The following is a 19,291-nucleotide window of genomic DNA, read 5'->3' on the forward strand; positions in this document are numbered from 1 at the left end:
CCATGGCCTCCGCCCCTAGCTGCCACGGCGATCCGGGCGGCGCGCTTGCCCCTGCCGGCGCACCCATCGTCGCTCTCGTTGGCTCCCCTAACTCCGGAAAATCCACACTGTTTAATGCCCTGACCGGCGCGAAGGCCCAAACCGGCAACTGGCCCGGGACCACCGTTGAGGTCAGTCGCGGCGCGTGGAAACTAGGTGAGCGCACGGCCGATCTCATCGACTTCCCCGGCACCTATTCGCTCGATCCACTCAGCCCGGATGAGGCGCTGACCCGCGCCATGCTCATCGAGTGCGCGGAGGACGAGCGCCCCGATGCCGTTGTTGTGGTCGTCGATGCCACCGCCGTAGCCCGCGGCCTCAATGTCGCGCTCCAGCTAGCGGAACAGCCCTACCGCCTCATCATCGCGTTGACGAAGACGGATGTGGCGCTCAACCAGGGACAGGTCGTCGACGCCTCTGCGTTGGCCGAGGTCACCTCCATCCCGGTGGTGGTTGTGGATGGGCGTAAGCGGGAGGGCGTCGAGAAGCTGCGCGAGGTCGTGCTCGAGTCTTTGGCGCAGCACCCGGTACAGCTGCGTGAGGATACCGGGCTGGAGGGGCGCTTCGCGGAGCTGGACGCGGCTGCGAAGGCCTCGGTACGCGAGGTCGAGCACGCCACGCCATTGTCTCACCGCCTCGATGCGGTGGCGTTGCACCCGGTTGTCGGTCCCCTGCTGTTTCTAGCGGTAATGTGGCTAGTCTTCCAGATCACGACCACGGTAGCTGCTCCCCTGCAGGACGGTCTGGAGGCGCTGGTGTCTGGGCCCTTGAGCGACTGGGCGCGGGCGGGGCTGGGGGCCATCGGCCTGGGTCATCCCCTCATCACGGGCCTGCTTGTCGACGGCCTCATTGGCGGCGTCGGCATGGTCCTCACCTTCGCCCCGCTTATGGCACTCATGTTTTTGTGCTTGGCGGTGTTAGAGGATTCCGGCTACATGGCGCGTGCTGCGGTGGTCACGGATCGTCTGATGCGGGCCATCGGCTTGCCGGGCAAGGCGTTTATCCCCATCGTCGTCGGCTTTGGTTGCAACGTGCCGGCGATTTCGGCCACGCGTGTGCTGGGCAGCCCGCGGCATCGCATCATGACCGCGCTGCTCATCCCGTTTACGTCATGCTCGGCGCGCTTGGTGGTGTTCGTGATGCTCTCGGCCACGTTCTTCCCCGAACATGCCGGCAGCGTGGTGTTCATCATGTACGTCATCTCCATCGCGCTGCTCGTGTTGGTGGGTTTGGCGCTGCGCAAGACTCTGTGGCGCGCAGTACCCGAAGAGGCACTGGTTATTGACCTGCCGACGTATCAGCTACCCACGGTTCGCCTGGCGCTGAGCGTGATGTGGACGCGTTTAAGGGGCTTCCTGCAGACCGCCGGCGGCATCATCGTGAGCACCGTGGTTGTGGTGTGGCTGCTCATGGCCATTCCGGTCGGCGCGGCCGCCCACGACACTACCTGGGGCGAGCCCCCGGCCCCGGAGGATTCAGCCTATGGCGCGGTTGCGCATGCCATCGCCCCGGCCTTTGCCCCGGCCGGTTTCGATTCCTGGTCCTTGGCCGGCCCGTTGGTCACTGGTTTCGTGGCCAAGGAGGCGCTGATTTCGACGTGGGCGCAGACCTACGCCGTCGAGGATGTCACCGACGCCTCTGCCGAAGAACAATCCCACAGTGCACTCAGCGACCACGTGCGTGAAGATTTCGAGCAGGCCTCCGGCGGTCATCCCCTGCCGGCGGTGTGGGCCTACATGCTCTTCCTGCTGGCTTACACTCCCTGCGTGGCCACGATTGCGGCGCAGCGCCGCGAGATTGGCTGGCGCTGGACGCTCTTTGGCTTCGGCATGCAGCTGGCCACCGCGTGGCTGCTGGCGGTGGGTGCCTTCCACATTCTGAAGGTGTTCATCTAATGCCCACCTCCCCTATCCAGGCTGTGCACGCAGCCATCGAATCCGGTGGGCGTTCACGGGCGGCCATCGCCGCGGAGACGGGGCTGGAACCGGGCACGGTGGATCTCATCCTTGACCATCTCACGACTTCCGGCGTGCTGGACATGGAGCCGCTGGGCTCCTGCCCCGCGGGCGGGTGCGGGTCCTGTTCCGCGGCCTCTGCCTGCGCGGGCCCCAGCAGCACCCGCGGTCCGGTGTTGCTTAAGCTTCGCCGCCCAGCGGGCCGTTAAGCGGGCCTTCCAGAACCGGGAGGCGGCGGGTGCGCAGGCGGGTGAGGAGCTCGGAGGCGTCGGCAGGCGTAAGGTCCTGACCCGCCATCCTGACTGGACCCGCCACGAGGTCGAAACGCACAGTACGCACGCCCGCAAGATGGCTTAGCGGCCCCACCTTAAGCGTGAGCTCCTGGATGTGCGGGGTGCCAATCACCATGACGCGGCGGTTGACGCGACCGCGATGCACGATGGTGACAGGCTGAGGTGAATCCACCAGCGTTACCGACTGTTGCTTGCGATCAATGGGGCTGACCCACCATGCTCGGCGCGGCGAGGTATACGTGGGCTGCGTGTGCCCCTCGGGCCGGGCATAATCCTCGATCTGTGCGCGGTCCAAGTCCGAAATGAGCGCCAGCAATTCCAGCGCCTGCTCACGGGTTCCCACCGGCAGGATGCGCGTAGAGCCGGACTGTTTGCCGCCGCCCTTGGTGCCGTAGCCAGCAACGGACACATGCACCTCGTACCAGCCGAGGCGCCGCCACAAGAAAGGCTGGCTTACCCGCACGCCGTGGATGCGACTTATGCGGATGGTCTGGCGGCGGCGGTCGGCGAGGCCGTAGGAGATGTTGAGGGCGTTGGCGGGGGCGTCGTGAAGCGCGGTGAAGGTCCACGAGGAATCCACCAGGCTCCACACACGGCCCACAAAGCCCACGATGATGGGCAACAGTGCGGTCCACATGCCGGGGATAAAGAGCAAGCCGCCGATGATGAGCGCGGTAATCAGCGTAGGCAGTCGCAGTGCCTCCGCAGCAATGGTGCGCACGATGGGAATCTCCGGAATGAGAGCCGGTTCTGCTATCTCTTCCACTGCTTGTTCTGGCTGCTCAGTCTGTCCACCGTTCGTGCGGCGCAGCAGCTCGGCGCGCAGCTCTTCCGCCTTCGCCTTGGACAGATACTGGATCTGGATCACAGAAGAAGTACCGCCCGCGGTCTCTATGCGCACCGAGGCGAGACCCAACAGGCGAGCAATGATGGATTCGACGACATCCACCGCCTGAATGCGCTCATAGCGCGCGGAGCGAAAAGACGTTGAAATCACGCCGTGGCGCAGCGCGACTTCATCATCGGTAAGTTTGTAGCCCAGTTTGCGCCACCACACTCCAGACACCAGCCAGATCACGGCACACACCAGCACAAAACCACCGATTCCCAGCAGAGTGCCGCGACCCACCTCGCCCAGATGTCCGCCCTGTAGGTAGGACACAACGTCCTCGATCATCGAGGCGTTGATGTTGAGAACAAAGATGGCGAGCAGCGCCAGAATGAGCGACCAAAAGCGCAGCAGGGGGGTGAGGCGGTGGACGCGGGTGTAGCCGTCGACGTCGACAAGCGCGCGGTCTTTCACAGTCCGCTCATCCTCTCGCGGGCTTTAATGGCGAGGCGCTCGCGCAGGGCATCGGCGTCCGCGGCAACCAGGCCGGGGATGGTGGCGTCGCTGCTGGGCGACGCCGTGTGCAGCTTCACCTTCTTCAGCCCCATCGAGCGCTCCACGGGGCCGGCGGTGACATCGACGAATTGGATACGGCCATACGGCACGACGGTGAAGGTGTGCCAGATTTTGCCGCGGGTGACCAGCAGCTCGTCCGCGGTTTCCTGCCAGCCTAAGTTTTTGACTTGGGCGGGGATGAGCCACAGTTCGTAGAGCGCCCACACAACGAGCGCGCCGGCGACCCAGTAGAGCCAGTCCCACCAGAAATACGCGGCGGCGGCAGCGAGGGCGGCGAGGATAACATCCCAGCTTAAATTCGTAATGTAGCGGGCTTTCGTGAGTGACGGGGATACGGGGTTCATGCCAACACACTAACACAAACTCTTGACAAGTCGTTGGGTTTATACAACACTGTGATGCATGTCCCCAAAGAAAAAACCTACCCGCCCACTCTTTAACCGGGTCCGCGTGCTCCGCGTTGAACGGGACATGACGCGCGCACAGCTTGCCGACGCCATCGGGGTCAACCCCCAAACCATCGGCGCACTCGAGCGCGGCGACCACTCCCCCAGCTTGGACCTCGCCTTCAACATCTGCGAAGTCTTCAACCTACCCGTGGAAGCCGTGTTCTCCCGGACCGAATTCACCCCCATGTCCTCCGAAATCTACCGAAAGGACTAGCCCGCACATGTCCGCCTCTATTCCCGATTCCGTTAAGACCCGCAAGCGCTACATCACCCTGGCCGATCTCTCCTCCTGCCTCATCATCCTGTCCCTCCCCCTGCAGTTCTGGGACTCCTTCACCTCACTCATGGTGGCCTGCCTAGGAACGCTGCTCACCGGACTGCTGACCGCCCGCCTGCGAGGAGCGATAGGTGCCGCTGACCTGCCCAGGACGGAGCTCGATGAGTACCAGATGCAGCAGCACCTCGAAGCCCGCGACGACGGCCTCAAGTTCTCCCTCGCCGCACTCGTCATCTTGCTGCCAGTCACAGGCCTTATCGCCTGGGGCGCGCGGACCATGCCCATCATGGATGGCATGTTCGTCTCCCAGCTCTACCTCAAGCTCATCTCGCTACTGCTGGTGTGGCTGCCCTTCTCCGTGGCGCGTTCCTTGGCCGGAAAAATGAACCGTGACGAGCTCATCTCGAAGGAGTAAGCACCCCTAGCGGAAATCCCTCGAGCCGCGCGAGAGTGCCTCGCCGAAGGCCAGCGGCTCCAGCTGGTCGGCGGCGACGGTAACCGCGCCGGAAGCATTCTGCACGATACCGCGCACGATGAGCGCAGGAGCCGTCCGAGCGGTGACCTTGTCTCGGGCCCATAGGCCGGGCGAGACCATCACGTTCATCAGCCCGGTCTCATCCTCCAGGCCGAAGAACACCACACCAGCCGCGGTCTGGGGGCGCTGGCGGTGCGTGACCACCCCGGCGATGCGCACGCGCGTGCCATCCTCCACGGCCGGCAGGTCCGCCGCCGACAGGACGCCGCGGGCACGCAGCGCCCCGCGGACCTGCTCCATGGGCTGCTGGTTGTGGGTCACGCCGGTGCTTGCTACATCCGCCGCCATGAGCTCGAAAGCACTCATTCCCGGCAAGGACGGCGCCTCGATGGCAGAAAGTCCCGGTAGCATCCCTGCCTGTTCCGTCGCGGCCACACCTGCCTGCCACAGCGCTTGGCGACGATCCACCCCAAAGACATCCAAGGCCCCCGCCACCGCGAGGGCCTCCACGTGATCGACGGTGAGATCGGCGCGGCGGGAGAGATCCGGGACGTCGGCAAACGGCGCGGCCGCCTCAATGCGGTCAGCGGCCTTATCGCCCAACCCCTTGATGAGGTTGAGCCCCAAACGGATACGTACCTGGCCATCCTCCCCCACCACGGCGCGGGCCTCACGGCCCGAATCGTTGACGGTGGCCGGCAGCACCTCCACGCCGTGACGGCGTGCATCCTGAATGAGGGACTGCGGCGAATAGAAACCCATCGGCTGCGCGCGCAACAGACCCACGCAAAACTGCGCCGGATAATAGCGCTTAAACCACGCCGAAAAGTACACCAAGGAGGCAAAAGACTGCGAGTGCGACTCCGGGAAACCATAGGCGGCGAAAGCGACAATTTTGGCCCACAACTTGTCCGCGACCTCCCCGGCAATCCCGTTGGTTTCCTGCAATCCGTCGTAGAAACGCTGCTTGAGTGCTGCCATCTTGGCCGGCGAGCGCTTCGAGCCCATCGCGCGCCTCAAATCATCAGCCTCCGCGCCGCTGAAACCAGCGGCATCGACAGCAATCTGCATGAGTTGCTCCTGAAAGAGTGGGATGCCCAACGTCTTGCCTAAGGACTTTTCCAACACCGGGTGGTCATACTCCACCGCTTCTATGCCATCGCGACGGCGCAGGTAAGGGTGCACCGACCCGCCCTGAATAGGTCCGGGGCGAATGAGCGCGACCTCCACCACGAGGTCGAAGAAGACCCGTGGCTTGAGCCGCGGCAGCGTGTTGAGCTGCGCGCGCGATTCCACTTGGAACACCCCCACCGCATCCGCACGGCAGAGCATGTCATAGACTTCCGGGTCCGCCAGGTCCAGCTCCCACAGGTTGACTACCCTGCCGGTGGTTTCCTCCACCAAGTCCATCATGTGATGCAGCGCTTCGAGCATGCCCAAACCCAGCATGTCGAACTTCACCAGCCCGGCTGCGGCACAATCGTCCTTATCCCACTGCAACACCGAGCGGTTCTCCATACGTGCCCATTCCACGGGCACGACATCCGCAATCGGCCGGTCACACAGCACCATGCCACCAGAGTGAATGCCCAGGTGGCGTGGCTGACCGAGGAACTGCTCGGCTAAGGATTCGACGTCGCTCGGCGCGGGTGCTAGGCCTTTCGACCACGCATCGGCCGAACCCTGCGGATAGCCCAACGCCCGCGCAGCATCCCGCAGCGCACCTTTGCGGCGATACGTAATCACGTTAGCCACCTGCGCGGCACGCTCGCGGCCATGCTTGGCGTAGACGTACTGGATAACTTCCTCGCGGCGGCCTGATTCAATATCAATATCAATATCCGGCGGGCCATCACGATCCGGAGAAAGGAAGCGCTCAAAGAGCAGACCCGCGGAAATCGGCTCCGCATTCGTAATCCCCAGCGCGAAACACACCGCGGAGTTCGCCGCCGAGCCACGCCCCTGACACAGGATGTTCTCCCGCCGGCAAAAATCCACGAAGTCACACACAATAAGGAAGTAACCCGGAAAGCCGAGCTGCTTCACGACGCCCAACTCATACCTCATCTGCTCCCACGCCCGCTCCCTAATCTCCTTAGGCCGCGTGGCGTAGCGCGTTTTCGCACGTTCGAAGGTGAGGTACTCCAACCAGGACATCTCGGTATGCCCCTCCGGCACGTCGAAATCCGGCAAATTGGGAGCCAGTGCTTCCCAGGTGAAGCTGCACTCCTCCAGCACTCGGACGGTTTCCGCGATAAGTTCTGGACGGTCTGGAAATAGCTGCGCCATCTGCTCCCCCGAGCGCAGCCAGGACGAGCCCATGGGGTGGGAGTTGGGGGAGGCGTCGGCAAGCGCGAGGCGCCGGGACAAGGCTTGTTTGGCCCCAGCCAACCGCGCGTGTTCCCGTGTGGCGGCAGCCGGGCGGGCCGTGGCGATAGCGCGCGGAACCGGGCAGGAATCCAGCAGCGCGTGGTGGTCAACGTCCTCCGGAACTTGGGTACAGGAGTACTCCAAAACCATGCTGTCTATTTTAATTCTTTCGCTCAGATAGTCGAACTGCTCTGCCCATTCCCACCCCACAAGAAAGAAGCAATGCTCCTGCAACTCCGCCGCAATATCCGCCAACGGCGGATAGGACACCGCGTCTTTCTCCCCCGCCTCCATACGTGCGCGGGAGATGAGCCGCGACAAACGCCGGTACCCCTCCGGAGTGCGCGCCAGCACAGTTAATGGCGCTGGTTCGAGGCTCAGTTCCGCGCCAAAAACAGCGGGAAGGCCGACCTTCGCGGCAGCCTCTGCAAACTTCATGAGCCCATAGAAGCCATCCCTATCTACCAGCGCCATTCCCTTTAAACCCAGCTCGACCGCCCGCGCCACAAGCTCCTCCGGCTCGGAGGCTCCCTGCAGGAAGCTATAGGAACTCACCGCATGCAGCTCCGCAAAAGGCACGGCAGAGTACCCCGCCTTCGGGGCATCCGTAGCGTCCGGCAGATGATCCACCGATACGGGAATGGGCCCCGGGCGGCCAGACAAGATCCGCTCGACGCGGGACCACGGTAGCGCTGCACCCCCATTGAACCTCATAGCCCCACACCTTATAATCGAACACTCATTCCCGTCAAGACTTTCATTGAACAATTACCGGAATAGACAAAGCGGTTCAATCGTTGCTAGTTTTTCGAGCAGTGTAATCACCTGCGGTGCCTCACCCCGTGCCGCACGACCAAGAAGGGACACTAAGACCCATCATGAGCATCCGTCGCGTACTTGCTGCCACCTCGGCAGCTGTCATCGCCGCTACCGGCCTGGTCGCCTGCTCCTCCGATTCCTCGGACTCTGAAGCCAAAGGCGACGGCGAAGAAATTACCAAGGACTCCACCATCACCATCGGCACCACCGACGCCAACATGGAAGAGTGGGCTGTCTTCCAGGACCTGGCCAAGGAGGCCGGCTACGACGTGAAGCTGGAGAACTTCGCGGACTACAACACCCCGAACCAGGCTCTGGATCAGGGTCAGCTGACCGCCAACAAGTTCCAGCACCTGCAGTTCTTGGCCAAGTACAACCAGGGCAACGGCACCGACCTCGTCCCGCTCGCCTCCACCGAGATCTACCCGTTGGCCATCTACTGGAAGGACCACAAGGACCTCTCCGACATTGAGGGCCAGGAAGTGGCCATCCCGAATGACTCCACGAACCAGGGCCGTGCTATCGGCCTGCTGGCCCAGGAGGGCCTGGTCACTCTTAAGGAGGACAGCCCGCTGATCCCGACTCCGCTCGATATCGACGAGAAGGAGTCCAAGGTCACCGTCACCCCGGTGGACGCCGCACAGACCCCGGCCGCCTACGGCGAGGGCAAGCCGGCCGTCATTAACAACTCCTTCCTGGAGCGCGCGGGCATCGACCCGAAGTCCGCTGTGGCAGAGGATGACCCGAACTCCACCGAGGCAGAGCCGTACATCAACGTCTGGGCCGTACGCGCCGAGGATGCTGACAACGAGACCCTCCACGAGCTGGCCAAGCTGTGGAAGGACCCGAAGGTCACCGAGGCCGTCCTGAAGTCCTCCGGCGACACCGCCGTGGCTGTGGACCGCCCGCAGGAAGAGCTGCAGGAGATTCTGGACCGCCTCGAAGAGGAAGCCTAAGCTCCCCGCTACTCCACATGTCCCCCCGCGTTCACGCTTCAGTGTGTGGCCGGGGGATTTGGCCGTTACACACGATTCACATAACCCCCACAAGGACACCTCACGTGATTGACCACACTGGCGCCCCTCGAGGCACCCGGATTGAGTTCCGCAACATCACCAAAGTCTTCACAAACAAAAAGACCACTACGAAAGCACTCGATAACGTCTCCCTGACCGTCGAGTCCGGCGAGATTGTCGGCATCATCGGCTTCTCGGGTGCCGGCAAGTCCACGCTGGTGCGCATGATCAACGGCCTCGATACCCCAACGTCGGGAGAGCTGCTTCTCGACGGCACCGATGTCGTCGGCATGCCCGAAAAGCAGCTGCGCGGTCTGCGCCGCAACATCGGCATGATTTTCCAGCAGTTCAACCTCATGTCCTCGCGCACCGCGGCGGGCAATATTGAGTACCCGTTGAAGCTGCAGGGCGTCGAGAAGCAGGAGCGTAAGAAGCGCGTTCAGGAGCTTTTGGAATTCGTCGGACTGGCGGACAAGGGCAATAACTACCCGGAGCAGCTCTCCGGTGGCCAGAAACAGCGCGTCGGTATCGCCCGCGCTTTGGCGAATAACCCTTCCCTGCTGCTGGCGGATGAGGCCACCTCGGCGCTGGACCCCACCACTACCCACGAGGTGCTCGACCTGCTGCGCAAGGTCAACCGCGATCTCGGCATCACCATCGTGGTCATTACCCACGAGATGGACGTCGTGCGCTCCATCGCCGACAAGGTGGCCGTTATGGAAAACGGCCGCGTCATTGAGGCCGGCAGCGTCTACGAGGTCTTTTCCAATCCGCAGACCAAGGTGGCGGAGAAGTTCGTGGCCACCTCGCTGCGCAACACCCCGGACGTCGTGGAGGCCGATGACCTGCTGGCCCACGAAGGACGTTTGTTCACCATCAACCTGACGGAAAAGTCGGGCTTCTTCGGCGCCGCCGGCAAGCTCGCGGACGAGGGAGTGTCCATCGCCGTGGTCCACGGCGGCATCACCACCCTGCAGAAGCATTCCTTCGGCAAGATCACCGTGCGCCTCAACGGCCCGGATGCCGCCATCGAAGACTTCTACGCACATATGCAACGCACCACCGACATTGAGGAGATCCAACGATGAACGTCACCTACCTCGCGCAGGCCAATTGGGATCGACTGGGCGGCACGCTTGTCGACGCCGTCAAGGACACCCTCATCATGGTCGCCACCACCCTGGTGATCGCCGGCATCATCGGCTTGGTTCTCGGCATCCTGCTCTACACCACCCGCCCGGGCGGCATCCTGCAGAACAAGCCCATCTACTTCATCATCAACATCCTGGTGAACTTTGTTCGCCCGATTCCCTTCATCATCTTGCTGGCCTTTGTCCAGCCGCTGACGGTGGCGGTGCTGGGCAGCTCTATCGGCCGTGAACCGGCCACGTTCGTCATGGTTATTGCGGCCACGTTCGCGGTGGCGCGCATCGTGGAGCAGAATCTCGTGGCGCTGGACCCGGGCGTGATTGAAGCAGCCCGCGCGATGGGCGCTTCGCCGTGGAAGATCATCACCACGGTCATCATTCCGGAGGCGCTGGGCCCGCTGGTGCTGGGCTACACCTTCCTGTTCATCGGCATCGTCGACATGTCCGCGATGGCCGGCTACGTCGGCGGCGGTGGCTTGGGTGACTTCGCCATCGTCTACGGCTACCGCGCCTTCGAGTGGGAGGTCACCGTGGTGGCTACGCTTATCATCATCGTGCTGGTGCAGGCAGCGCAGTTCTTTGGCAACTGGCTCTCGGCCAAGATTATGCGCCGCTAACCGCGCCGACCCCGTGCTCTATACGCTGCGCTTTTCGACGCGGCGCGCGGCATAGAAACGAGAGGTCTTCGGCTCGTCTCCACAAGAAGAGACGACGCCGGAGGCCTCTTTTTCTTCGAGTTCTACGTCCCATGCGCGGCCATCGCGGTGGCGCACAACGACGCTATTTCTCGCGGCGGGGGTTTCCGCCGCGTCGACGGTGAGGTCGCCGTAGTGGAGGGTCTCGGAGGCGTCGAGAAGCTGGCGCGCCACCGCGAGCTCCGCCACCTGCCCTTGGGGCGTGGTGAGGCCGGAACCGCGGTTAGCGGGATAGAAATACTCGCCGTGCAGCGCCTTGCCCACGAGTTCGCGGCCAGCTTCCACGTTGAGGCGACCGAAGGAATATCCCCAGGGCATCAGCAGCACCGACGGTGCGAAACGATGGCCTTTGGTGTGGGAGGTCTCCCACACGGTCTCCCCAAATTCGCACGCCAGGGAGGCGGCAAGCGGGCGGCCCTTGATTGCGCAGCAGGCATCGCGCTTGGCATGGGTACACACGAGCACCAGCGGCAGGCACGTGCCAGTGGGGTGCTCCAGATCCAGATCGAGGATGTCCTCCGGGCCGTTGAGGACATAATCCTGTACCAACCCCTCGCGTGCCCACACGACGAAACAGCGGAAGTGCCCCGCCCCCCGTTCATGCCCGGCGCGCCCAGGGCGGCGAATGAGTTGCAGGCCCGCCACGCCTTTGAGCTTGGCCTTGAGCTTCGCAGTCAAGCCGGGGCCAAAGGTACGTCCGTCAAGCACGTCGCGAGACCAGGCCGTGGGCCACTCAAAGAGGACGTACACAGATTCTTGTTTTGCGGTACCGGCCAGGGGCTCGACCTGGACGTCGGAGCAGAAGGTCATGGCGCCATCTTAACTGGCATCACTTTCTTCACAACAATGTGGTTACGATGCCTAGCTCGATGCATATAATTCCCCGTAGTGCCACTACGCTCGAAACCATGCCGAAACACAGTCTCTTGCGCACAGCCGCCCCAGTGGCCGCACTCGTTGTCTCGGGTGCACTCGCGCTTCAGGGATGCGCTCCGTCTTCCTCCCCGGACGGCAGCCCCGACGGCCCCACGAAGACTCTCGACGCCACCCTGTCCGGCGCCTCCACCTCCACGGCTACCGTTACTCCCACTGCCCCCTCCCCCGCCGCACCGGCTGGGCTGACCCCGCTGGGCGACGCCAACATGGAGATGAAAACCCTCCGCCCACCGGCCCCCTCGGAGCTGGTGGTGACTGATGTCCGCGTGGGCAAGCACGAAGGTTTTGACCGCGTGGTCTTCGAGTTTGTCGGGGACGGTTCACCGGGCTGGTTCATCGATTACACCGATGCCCCCGCCCAGCAGGGCTCCGGCAACCCGATTGCTTACAAAGGTTCCACCGCGCTCGACGTCAGCATCGACGGCACCGCTTACCCCTTCCAGCTCGACATGGAAGACCCGAACATCGGCACTGTAAAGGGCGCCGGCGGGCTGGTGACCCAGGTGGTCAACGGCGGCACCTTCGAGGCTCGCTCGCAGTTCGTTATCGGGCTTAATGAACGCCACCCGTACTCGGTCCAGGTGCTCAGGGGGCCGACGCGCCTGGTCATCGACATCTTGAATTAAGCCGTTCAGGCATAGGTTGCCTCCACAGACCAGCGCCCGCCTGCCCACACGAGGAGCCAGGCGCGCTGGCCTTTCTCGTTTTCTCCGACGACTTGCAGGCGCGCGCAGCGCTGCGCCGCACCCGCCTCCCACCACCCGGTGTCTACGGGCCACGGGCCGGCCCAACCGGTCACCCGGTAGCGGTGGCGCCCCCATCCCAGACCCGCCGGCTCCCCGGAAAGGAGGGCCTCGGCGGTGACGATGACCTCCTTCGAGGAGACGTCGATAAGCCGAATCCGCGCGGCCGGGTGCGCCAGGCTCGCCGGGAGCGGCGCCGGGATGCGCCCCGGCCAGGTGCCCTCCGGCTGCGGATCGCGCTGCTCGCCATAGGGGACGTACTCGATGCGCTCGGCCACCCCACGCCCGCCCGCCGGGCGAGGCTGCAGCACGCGGTCCACCCCCAGCTGGGATTGCACCCGCGCGATGACACGCTTGGCCTGCTCCGCGGATTCGCCTGCGCCCCACAGGAGTCCATCCCCCGGCGGGGCGACCTCCACCGGCTCCAACGCCAGCTTGACGACGCCTCCTCCCTCACCCGGCGCACTCCCCGCCCACGCAGCACTCAGCCAGCCATCGAGCTGCCAGCGCACGCGGTCCGCCGTGGCGGCCTCGCTGAGCGCTTCCTGGGTACGCCAGATCCGCTCCAAACGCTCGCCGCCCTCGAACTCCGCGGCAACGCGCAGCCGCAGACACACCACGCCGGCCTCATCGAGCACCACATGCAGGCGCGCCGCGAGCTGGCGCGCGGCAAAGGCCGCGGCGTCTACGCGCTCTAAGGGTTCTTCGAAGCCCTGCTCCACGCCCAGGTCCGGGCGTGCAAGCTCCGGCGCCACGCGCCGATCCGGTGCGGCCGCGGCCACCGCGTGGCACCGCCGTCCAGCCTCGCCGAAACGGGTGGTGACTTGGCGCAGCGGCAAACTCGCCAGCTCCCCTAACGTGCGCACGCCCAGCTGCTCCAAGGCATGCACCACGTCCGCCGCACACCCCAGCGCCACTTCCGCGGCCAATACTCCCACCGGCTGCTGAGCCAGAAAGTCGCGCGAGCCGCCTGCCGGGACTACCGCGCCCAGGTTGTGGTGGCGCGCGGCAATCAGCGCGGTGGCGATCTCATCGGCGACGCCGACGGTGGCGTCGAGGCGGGATCTGGAGGTGGCGTCGACAAGCATCTCTACCGCCTTCGCCTCACTGCCGTGGAAACGCCCGGCCGCGCCCGCATCCACAATGACCAAGCCCGGACGCAGCACCTCCACCGAGGAGGCCACCGCATCCAGCCCCGCGGCGATCTCCGCGAAGACCACGCCGTCTCGGTCCGGGTTGGCCTCCTCCACGCGCAGCTCCGGTAGGAGAGCTTGGGCTTGGCGCACCCGCATCCCGCGGCGCACCCCTGCCCGGCGCGCTGCTGCGTTGCAGACCGCCACGCGGTGCTGAGCAGCAATAACGCACGCTGCCCTGTCAGCGTCCTGCAGCGCCTGGATAGGCCAATCCGGGAACCACAGCGCCGCGACCCTCACACGACCTCCAGGCGTGGGCGCGCGTCCAGACGCTGCCCACACGTGAGCACTCCACGGCGCGGGCGCATGCTTGCCGACGCCACCCGCACCCCTATATCAACTCCCCAAATACGCCCGCTGCCCCGGCCCAAGCCATGCACCGCGACGACCTCCGCACCTATCTCCATCGCCGTTCCTGGCAGCCGGGTTCCCACGGTGAGCAGGGCCGCCTGCCCTGCTCGCACCTTCGCCAGCACGGGGCGCGCCCGGGTGGGGCTCAGCTCGCCTGTGCCTTTGTGCACCACCAGGTCCAGTCCCTCACACAGCACGCCGGTCACCGCCCAGGGCTCCGCGCCCGGTTCGGGCACCGCGATGACCCGGGAGATATCTCCATCCTCAACCACCTGTGCGAGTGAGAGATCGGGCCAGCCCACCACCGCAACGTGTCCGCCCGCCGCGCTAACATGGGATATCAGCTCCACCACGAGAGCGGCACATTCCGCACAGACGGTTGCCCGCTTGCGGGGAAGGCCACCGCCCGGGAGCAGCTCAGATAGCCCTTCGGGGACGCCGAGAAGCTCCACCTCCGGCTGCACCTGCGCGGCAACATCCGGGGTTTCCAGGCGTTGAATCTGGGCGCGCAGGACCGCAATTTGCTCGGCCTGCGATCCGCCCACCACACGAACACCTGTTTGATTCATGGCTCCTATTATGAACCTCTCTCCGGACGCGCGCAATTGCGCTGGTAGCGTTAGGCGCCATGAATCCCCTCCGCACGCACACCACCCCAATCCCCACTCCGCTGTGGGTGCGACTCGGCGGATCTGCCTTGGCCGGCGCCGCCGTGGCGGTGGGTACCAGCCGCATCCACTTCGGCCTCGCGCTGGGGCTCAGCCTGCTCCTCCTCATCGCGGCCTGCGCGCTCGTACTCCTACACCCCTACCGCGCGGACCTGCGTGATTATGCCCAGCGCCACAACGTCACCATGCTGCCCAACGCGGCGCAGCTCATCCCGCTTATGGTGCTGTGGTTGATGGTCATGTTCTCCCCGCTCCTCGCGCTGCCTGCCTGGGGCAGCGCACTGGTGTGGGTGCTCGTTTCAGGCGCGGCCTTCCTGCTCTTTCCCCACGTCGACGGCTCCCGCAAGCTCGCCTACGCACCCCCTGCCTAAACCCAACCCGCCTAGGCCAGGCTGTTTAAGCCAGGTCGCGCGAGGTGGCCCAGCGCGTGAGCTGATGGCGATTGGACTGCTGGGTCTTGCGCAAGATGTTGGAAGCATGCGTTTCCACCGTCTTCACCGAAATGAACAGCTGCTTGCCAATCTCGCGGTACGTATAGCCGCGCGCGAGCAACCGCAAGACCTCTAGCTCGCGCCGCGTGAGCGCATCCACCGCCGGGTCCTGTCCCTCCTCCGGCTCCGGCGCGGGCGAACCGGAGGAAAAAGCGTCGAGGACAAAGCCCGCCAGGCGCGGCGAGAAATACGCATCCCCGCTGTGCACCTGCACCACCGCCTCGGCCAGATCCGGGCCGGAAATATTCTTCGTCACATACCCGCGCGCCCCTGCCCGAATCAGCGCAATCACGTCCTCCGCCGCATCCGACACGCTCAGCGCCAAAAACACCGGCCGCGCCGGCTGATTAGCCGTCGCGTTAATAACGGCGAGGCCACCGCCGTCGGGCATGTGGACGTCGAGAAGCACCACGTCCGGGGAGGTACGCGCAATGCCCTCCAGCGCCTCGGAGACGGTCCCAGCATCGCCCACGATCTCAATCTCCGAGGACGCCGCCAGCTCCGCACGCACGCCCGCGCGAAAGACGGAGTGATCATCAACCAAAAAGACCTTCACCATGTTCACAACGCTACCGCGAGCTCCACCTCGGTGCCCTCCCCCGGGGTCGAGGAAATCCGCACGCGCCCACCAGCTCCCTCTACGCGCGCGCGAATACTGTCACGAATCCCGTGCCTATCAGCGGGAATATCCTCCACGTCGAAACCCACCCCGCGGTCGCGCACAAAGATACTCAGCTCGCCCGCCAACAACTCCGCATAAACATCCACCACGTCCACACCCGCATGCTTGCCGGCATTCACCATGGCCTCACGCGCGGCCTGGATAAGCAGCTTCGCGGACTCCGTCAGCTCCGTGTCCTCACCCACCGTCACAGCAGATACCCGCATGTCGAAGAGATCTTCCACCTCCCCGCACGCCGATTCGAGGGCACCGAAACAGGTGGTGGGGGCGGCGGAGGGGGCATCGAAAAGCCAGGCGCGCAGCTCGCGTTCTTGGGCGCGCGCCAAACGCGTCACCTCGCGCGAATCCCCCGCCCGCTTCTGAATCAGCGCCAGCGTCTGCAGCACCGAATCGTGCAGGCGGGCGGCAATCTCGGCGCGCTCCTCCGAGACCGCCTTGGCCGCCTGCTCCTGCGACAGCGAGCGCCAGAGCTTCAGCACCAGCGGCACCACCAGCGCGCCAAAGCCCACCAGCGTCAGCGCCGTGGCCAGGATCGCCGAACCCGATCCGCTCTCCCACGTCACCGCCGCCACCACGACGCCACCGATGACCAGGACGGCACCGGCCGCCACAGCAACCAGGCCCACCGGCGTGTTCAGCCCGCGGTCATACGCCAACCACGCCAGCACCGCGCCGATGGCCACCACCGCCAACGGCACCGCCACGCTTAGCGACGCCCCCGAAACCCCCAACACACCCACCGCACTACCCGCCAGCGCCAGGAACACCAGCACGAGGGAGAGGGGGCTGCGGCGGGTGGAGGGGGCGTCGTCAAGCGCGGGCGTGAAAATCCACAGCCCGGCATAGGCCATCGCCCCCACCCCACCCAGCAGGGTCAACGCGGTCAAGGCGATGCGCACGGAGAGCGCCGAAACCCCCAGATTCTGCGCCAGCCCCGCCGCCACGCCGGCGACCACGCGGCCAGATTGGGGACGCGACATCACGGGATAGGGCGCCGCGTTTTCTGCGGGCACATAGGGCGAAGTCATACTAGCCATAGTCCCACGCGCCACCCCTCGGGCACATCAGGGACAACCCTGAGGTCAAAAAATCAGGGCGATTACCGATACCGCCGCGAGGCCCCACGCGGCACCATAAAAGCATGACGAAGAACAGCACACTCAACCAGATGTGGACGACCCGCCCCGTCCGCCTTCCCAAGAAACAGGGCGGTGACGCGCACATCGCTGGTGTCTGCGAAGGCATCGCGGTGCGCTACCAGCTTGACCCCACGATTGTGCGCGTGGCCTTCGTGGTCGCAGCACTCGCCTTCGGCGGCGGCATCGCCGCCTACCTCCTCGCGTGGGCGCTCATGCCGCGCTTCGGTTCGCCCTACTGCCCGCTCGATGCGGCCATGGGCAAGGATGGCGTCAAGGAGGAACAAGAGCTCGGCTGGGTGCTGATTATCGGCGTCCTTCTGACGTTTGGCTCCGGCCCGCTGTTCCTCAGCGGACAATTCCTCGCCGGCCTTCCGCCCGCTGCGCTGACCTTCGGCCTGTTGGCGCTGGCGTGGTACGCCCTTCACCAACGCGAACCGCTACCGCCCAGCGGGCTGTTGGCTGCCGAACAGCCGGTGCGCGAGGAACCGGTCAACCTCAACCCTTATACCCCAGCAGACGGACACCCCTTCCCACCGGGGCGCACGACCCCGCCGTCCTGGGATCCACTCGGCGTGGTGCCCGATGCCTGGGACCTGCCGGAGCCGGGCCCGCGGGAAGAACCGAAAAAGAAGCGCGGTTCGCAGTGGGCTGAGGCCGCGATTACCCTCGGCGCTGTGGGGGCTGCCCTGACGATTGCCTTCTTTGGAGGCACCTTCGTCATCGAGGCCGACGAAGAATCCGGCTTCAGCGCCCGCTTCAATGTCGGTTCTCAGCACATCGCGCCCACCCATGAAGATGAGCTCCAGGAATACTATGACCTAGGTATTGGCACCTCAACGGTGGACTTGAGCCAAATCGAAGACCTCAAGGAAAAGCACGATGTCACCATCGACGTCGGCATCGGCAGCGTCGAGGTCATCCTCCCGAAGGACGTCCCTGTATCACTCACCTGTGACAGCGGCTTAGGAGAAAGCAACTGCACCAACCGCCATGACGATGATGCGCTGCTAGATATCCGCATCGACCAAGGCATCGGCGAGCTCACCGTCACCGGCTAAACTGGCCCACCATGATTCACTTCGGCAACGATTACCACCGTTTAGCCCACCCCCGCGTCCTTGATGCCATCGCGGGGGCGGGTGGGGCTTATGCCGGCTATGGCGCCGACGAGCTGTGCGCCACGGCCGCTGAGCGCATCCGCACTGCCTGCCAGGCGTCGAACGCTGAGGTGCATTTCATGGTCGGTGGCACGCAGGCCAACGCCACCATCATCGCCCACCGCCTGCGCCCCTGGGAAGGCGTTATCGCGGCGGATAGCGGGCACATCGCCACCCATGAGACGGGCGCCATCGAGCACACCGGGCACAAGGTCATCACGTTGCCGAACCAGCTGGGAAAAATCACCGCCGCGCAGGTTCGCGCCTGCATGGATGAGTACCGCGCCTCCGGGGTGGAAGAGCACATGCCGGAGCCCGCACTGGTCTACATCACGCAGCCCACCGAGTTCGGCACCGCCTATTCCCGCGACGAACTCGTGGCCCTGCGCGAGGTCTGCGACGAGTACGATCTGGGCCTGTTTGTCGACGGCGCCCGCCTCGGCTACGGCCTGTCCGCTGCGGATGTCACCCTGCCGGACCTGGCCGCGCTTGTCGACGTCTTCACCATCGGCGGCACCAAATGCGGCGCCCTCTTCGGCGAGGCCATCGTCTTCCCCGCGGGCGCGCCGCGCTTTCGCAATGCCATGAAGCAAAACGGTGGCCTGCTAGCTAAGGGCTGGCTGCTCGGCGCGCAATTTGCCTCCCTCTTCAGCGCACCAGGCGATGAGGTAACCAGGACGGCAGCAACGACCCTCTACGAGCAGATCTGCGCCCGCGCCAACGCCCAGGCCCAGCGCATCGCCGAGGCATTCCGCGCCGCAGGCATCGACATGCTCTTTGACTCCCCTACCAATCAACAGTTCGCTCTGCTAACCCGCGAGCAGGAAGAGAAGCTCGCGCAGGACTTCGTGTGCCAGTTCTTCGAAGAACACGAAGGCCTGCGCGTGGTGCGATTCTGTACGGCGTGGTCGACGGAGGAGGGGGACGTCGATAAGCTCTGCGCTGCGATTTCTGCGCTCAAGTAGCGAGGTTGCCCAACCTGGTTTAGGC

Annotated in this window: 19 protein-coding genes; 11 read left to right on the top strand and 8 right to left on the bottom strand. The window is 64.8% G+C overall.

The window, feature by feature from the left end:
- Positions 1-2 precede the first annotated feature (2 nt).
- Both feoB and HMPREF2635_RS05780 read left to right on the top strand, forming a co-directional pair.
- Positions 3-1,934 (top strand): ferrous iron transport protein B, encoded by a 1,932-nt coding sequence (gene feoB, locus HMPREF2635_RS05775; RefSeq protein ID WP_070821404.1) that lies wholly within the window; start codon positions 3-5, stop codon positions 1,932-1,934.
- A complete protein-coding gene (locus tag HMPREF2635_RS05780; protein ID WP_070511402.1) occupies positions 1,934-2,203 on the top strand; it encodes a FeoC-like transcriptional regulator in 270 nt (89 codons plus the stop codon). The genes feoB and HMPREF2635_RS05780 overlap by 1 nt, the downstream gene beginning before the upstream one ends.
- On the opposite strand, the gene HMPREF2635_RS05785 is transcribed toward HMPREF2635_RS05780, so the two are convergent.
- Positions 2,175-3,590 carry a PH domain-containing protein gene (locus tag HMPREF2635_RS05785; protein ID WP_070511400.1) on the bottom strand — a complete coding sequence of 472 codons (1,416 nt, stop codon included), beginning with the start codon at positions 3,588-3,590 and terminating at the stop codon, positions 2,175-2,177. The two genes, HMPREF2635_RS05780 and HMPREF2635_RS05785, sit on opposite strands and share 29 nt — an antisense overlap.
- Positions 3,587-4,036: a PH domain-containing protein gene (locus HMPREF2635_RS05790; protein ID WP_070511398.1), complete on the bottom strand. Its 450-nt coding sequence runs from the start codon at positions 4,034-4,036 to the stop codon at positions 3,587-3,589. The genes HMPREF2635_RS05785 and HMPREF2635_RS05790 overlap by 4 nt, the downstream gene beginning before the upstream one ends.
- Before the next feature lie 58 nt (positions 4,037-4,094).
- Between HMPREF2635_RS05790 and HMPREF2635_RS05795 the strand changes: the two genes are divergently transcribed.
- Complete coding sequence (locus HMPREF2635_RS05795; protein WP_039673876.1) at positions 4,095-4,355, top strand: helix-turn-helix transcriptional regulator; 261 nt, start codon at positions 4,095-4,097, stop codon at positions 4,353-4,355.
- A gap of 7 nt (positions 4,356-4,362) precedes the next feature.
- Positions 4,363-4,833, top strand: coding sequence for a hypothetical protein (locus tag HMPREF2635_RS05800; RefSeq protein WP_070511396.1), 471 nt, complete (start codon positions 4,363-4,365; stop codon positions 4,831-4,833).
- Positions 4,834-4,839: 6 nt separating this feature from the next.
- On the opposite strand, the gene HMPREF2635_RS05805 is transcribed toward HMPREF2635_RS05800, so the two are convergent.
- Positions 4,840-7,977: an error-prone DNA polymerase gene (locus HMPREF2635_RS05805; RefSeq protein WP_070511394.1), complete on the bottom strand. Its 3,138-nt coding sequence runs from the start codon at positions 7,975-7,977 to the stop codon at positions 4,840-4,842.
- A 164-nt stretch (positions 7,978-8,141) separates the two neighbouring features.
- Between HMPREF2635_RS05805 and HMPREF2635_RS05810 the strand changes: the two genes are divergently transcribed.
- The 3 genes from HMPREF2635_RS05810 to HMPREF2635_RS05820 all read left to right on the top strand — a co-directional run bounded on the left by HMPREF2635_RS05810 (position 8,142) and on the right by HMPREF2635_RS05820 (position 10,863).
- Positions 8,142-9,038 carry a MetQ/NlpA family ABC transporter substrate-binding protein gene (locus HMPREF2635_RS05810; RefSeq protein WP_070511392.1) on the top strand — a complete coding sequence of 299 codons (897 nt, stop codon included), beginning with the start codon at positions 8,142-8,144 and terminating at the stop codon, positions 9,036-9,038.
- A gap of 104 nt (positions 9,039-9,142) precedes the next feature.
- Positions 9,143-10,186, top strand: coding sequence for a methionine ABC transporter ATP-binding protein (locus tag HMPREF2635_RS05815; RefSeq protein WP_070511390.1), 1,044 nt, complete (start codon positions 9,143-9,145; stop codon positions 10,184-10,186).
- On the top strand, positions 10,183-10,863 hold the full coding sequence (locus tag HMPREF2635_RS05820) for a methionine ABC transporter permease (RefSeq protein WP_046648398.1): 681 nt from the start codon (positions 10,183-10,185) through the stop codon (positions 10,861-10,863). Before HMPREF2635_RS05815 ends, HMPREF2635_RS05820 begins: the two co-directional genes overlap by 4 nt.
- An 18-nt stretch (positions 10,864-10,881) precedes the next feature.
- Here the strand turns inward: HMPREF2635_RS05820 and HMPREF2635_RS05825 are convergent, their stop codons facing one another.
- On the bottom strand, positions 10,882-11,751 hold the full coding sequence (locus tag HMPREF2635_RS05825; protein ID WP_070511388.1) for a sucrase ferredoxin: 870 nt from the start codon (positions 11,749-11,751) through the stop codon (positions 10,882-10,884).
- A gap of 98 nt (positions 11,752-11,849) precedes the next feature.
- On the opposite strand from HMPREF2635_RS05825, the gene HMPREF2635_RS05830 reads away from it, so the two are divergent.
- A complete protein-coding gene (locus HMPREF2635_RS05830) occupies positions 11,850-12,503 on the top strand; it encodes an AMIN-like domain-containing (lipo)protein (RefSeq protein WP_083306696.1) in 654 nt (217 codons plus the stop codon).
- A gap of 5 nt (positions 12,504-12,508) precedes the next feature.
- Here the strand turns inward: HMPREF2635_RS05830 and HMPREF2635_RS05835 are convergent, their stop codons facing one another.
- Together HMPREF2635_RS05835 and HMPREF2635_RS05840 are read right to left on the bottom strand one after the other, a co-directional pair.
- Positions 12,509-14,053 (bottom strand): DNA polymerase Y family protein, encoded by a 1,545-nt coding sequence (locus HMPREF2635_RS05835; protein WP_070511385.1) that lies wholly within the window; start codon positions 14,051-14,053, stop codon positions 12,509-12,511.
- The gene (locus tag HMPREF2635_RS05840; protein WP_070511383.1) at positions 14,050-14,733 is read right to left on the bottom strand and encodes a hypothetical protein; all 684 of its coding nucleotides are present in this window, start codon (positions 14,731-14,733) and stop codon (positions 14,050-14,052) included. Before HMPREF2635_RS05840 ends, HMPREF2635_RS05835 begins: the two co-directional genes overlap by 4 nt.
- Positions 14,734-14,792: 59 nt before the next feature.
- On the opposite strand from HMPREF2635_RS05840, the gene HMPREF2635_RS05845 reads away from it, so the two are divergent.
- Complete coding sequence (locus HMPREF2635_RS05845) at positions 14,793-15,203, top strand: hypothetical protein (protein ID WP_070821405.1); 411 nt, start codon at positions 14,793-14,795, stop codon at positions 15,201-15,203.
- A 25-nt stretch (positions 15,204-15,228) separates the two neighbouring features.
- On the opposite strand, the gene HMPREF2635_RS05850 is transcribed toward HMPREF2635_RS05845, so the two are convergent.
- Together HMPREF2635_RS05850 and HMPREF2635_RS05855 are read right to left on the bottom strand one after the other, a co-directional pair.
- Positions 15,229-15,882, bottom strand: coding sequence for a response regulator (locus HMPREF2635_RS05850; protein ID WP_070821406.1), 654 nt, complete (start codon positions 15,880-15,882; stop codon positions 15,229-15,231).
- A gap of 2 nt (positions 15,883-15,884) precedes the next feature.
- On the bottom strand, positions 15,885-17,033 hold the full coding sequence (locus HMPREF2635_RS05855; protein ID WP_210397795.1) for an ATP-binding protein: 1,149 nt from the start codon (positions 17,031-17,033) through the stop codon (positions 15,885-15,887).
- 113 nt (positions 17,034-17,146) lie between these two features.
- Here HMPREF2635_RS05855 and HMPREF2635_RS05860 point away from each other — a divergent pair, with 113 nt between their 5' ends.
- Positions 17,147-18,202 (top strand): PspC domain-containing protein, encoded by a 1,056-nt coding sequence (locus HMPREF2635_RS05860; protein ID WP_046648405.1) that lies wholly within the window; start codon positions 17,147-17,149, stop codon positions 18,200-18,202.
- A gap of 11 nt (positions 18,203-18,213) precedes the next feature.
- On the top strand, positions 18,214-19,266 hold the full coding sequence (locus tag HMPREF2635_RS05865) for a threonine aldolase family protein (RefSeq protein WP_070821408.1): 1,053 nt from the start codon (positions 18,214-18,216) through the stop codon (positions 19,264-19,266).
- Positions 19,267-19,291 lie beyond the last annotated feature (25 nt).

Origin of the sequence: Corynebacterium sp. HMSC035E02, from assembly GCF_001836065.1 — a bacterium.
Lineage (GTDB): Bacteria > Actinomycetota > Actinomycetes > Mycobacteriales > Mycobacteriaceae > Corynebacterium > Corynebacterium hiratae.

Excerpts from the sequence above, each read along its gene's own strand:
- feoB (WP_070821404.1), top strand. The coding sequence starts at position 3 with ATGGCCTCCGCCCCTAGCTGCCACGGCGATCCGGGCGGCGCGCTTGCC.
- HMPREF2635_RS05780 (WP_070511402.1), top strand. The coding sequence starts at position 1,934 with ATGCCCACCTCCCCTATCCAGGCTGTGCACGCAGCCATCGAATCCGGT.
- HMPREF2635_RS05790 (WP_070511398.1), bottom strand. The coding sequence starts at position 4,036 with ATGAACCCCGTATCCCCGTCACTCACGAAAGCCCGCTACATTACGAAT.
- HMPREF2635_RS05795 (WP_039673876.1), top strand. The coding sequence starts at position 4,095 with ATGTCCCCAAAGAAAAAACCTACCCGCCCACTCTTTAACCGGGTCCGC.
- HMPREF2635_RS05800 (WP_070511396.1), top strand. The coding sequence starts at position 4,363 with ATGTCCGCCTCTATTCCCGATTCCGTTAAGACCCGCAAGCGCTACATC.
- HMPREF2635_RS05805 (WP_070511394.1), bottom strand. The coding sequence starts at position 7,977 with ATGAGGTTCAATGGGGGTGCAGCGCTACCGTGGTCCCGCGTCGAGCGG.
- HMPREF2635_RS05810 (WP_070511392.1), top strand. The coding sequence starts at position 8,142 with ATGAGCATCCGTCGCGTACTTGCTGCCACCTCGGCAGCTGTCATCGCC.
- HMPREF2635_RS05820 (WP_046648398.1), top strand. The coding sequence starts at position 10,183 with ATGAACGTCACCTACCTCGCGCAGGCCAATTGGGATCGACTGGGCGGC.
- HMPREF2635_RS05825 (WP_070511388.1), bottom strand. The coding sequence starts at position 11,751 with ATGACCTTCTGCTCCGACGTCCAGGTCGAGCCCCTGGCCGGTACCGCA.
- HMPREF2635_RS05830 (WP_083306696.1), top strand. The coding sequence starts at position 11,850 with ATGCCGAAACACAGTCTCTTGCGCACAGCCGCCCCAGTGGCCGCACTC.
- HMPREF2635_RS05840 (WP_070511383.1), bottom strand. The coding sequence starts at position 14,733 with ATGAATCAAACAGGTGTTCGTGTGGTGGGCGGATCGCAGGCCGAGCAA.
- HMPREF2635_RS05845 (WP_070821405.1), top strand. The coding sequence starts at position 14,793 with ATGAATCCCCTCCGCACGCACACCACCCCAATCCCCACTCCGCTGTGG.
- HMPREF2635_RS05850 (WP_070821406.1), bottom strand. The coding sequence starts at position 15,882 with ATGGTGAAGGTCTTTTTGGTTGATGATCACTCCGTCTTTCGCGCGGGC.
- HMPREF2635_RS05855 (WP_210397795.1), bottom strand. The coding sequence starts at position 17,033 with ATGACTTCGCCCTATGTGCCCGCAGAAAACGCGGCGCCCTATCCCGTG.
- HMPREF2635_RS05860 (WP_046648405.1), top strand. The coding sequence starts at position 17,147 with ATGACGAAGAACAGCACACTCAACCAGATGTGGACGACCCGCCCCGTC.
- HMPREF2635_RS05865 (WP_070821408.1), top strand. The coding sequence starts at position 18,214 with ATGATTCACTTCGGCAACGATTACCACCGTTTAGCCCACCCCCGCGTC.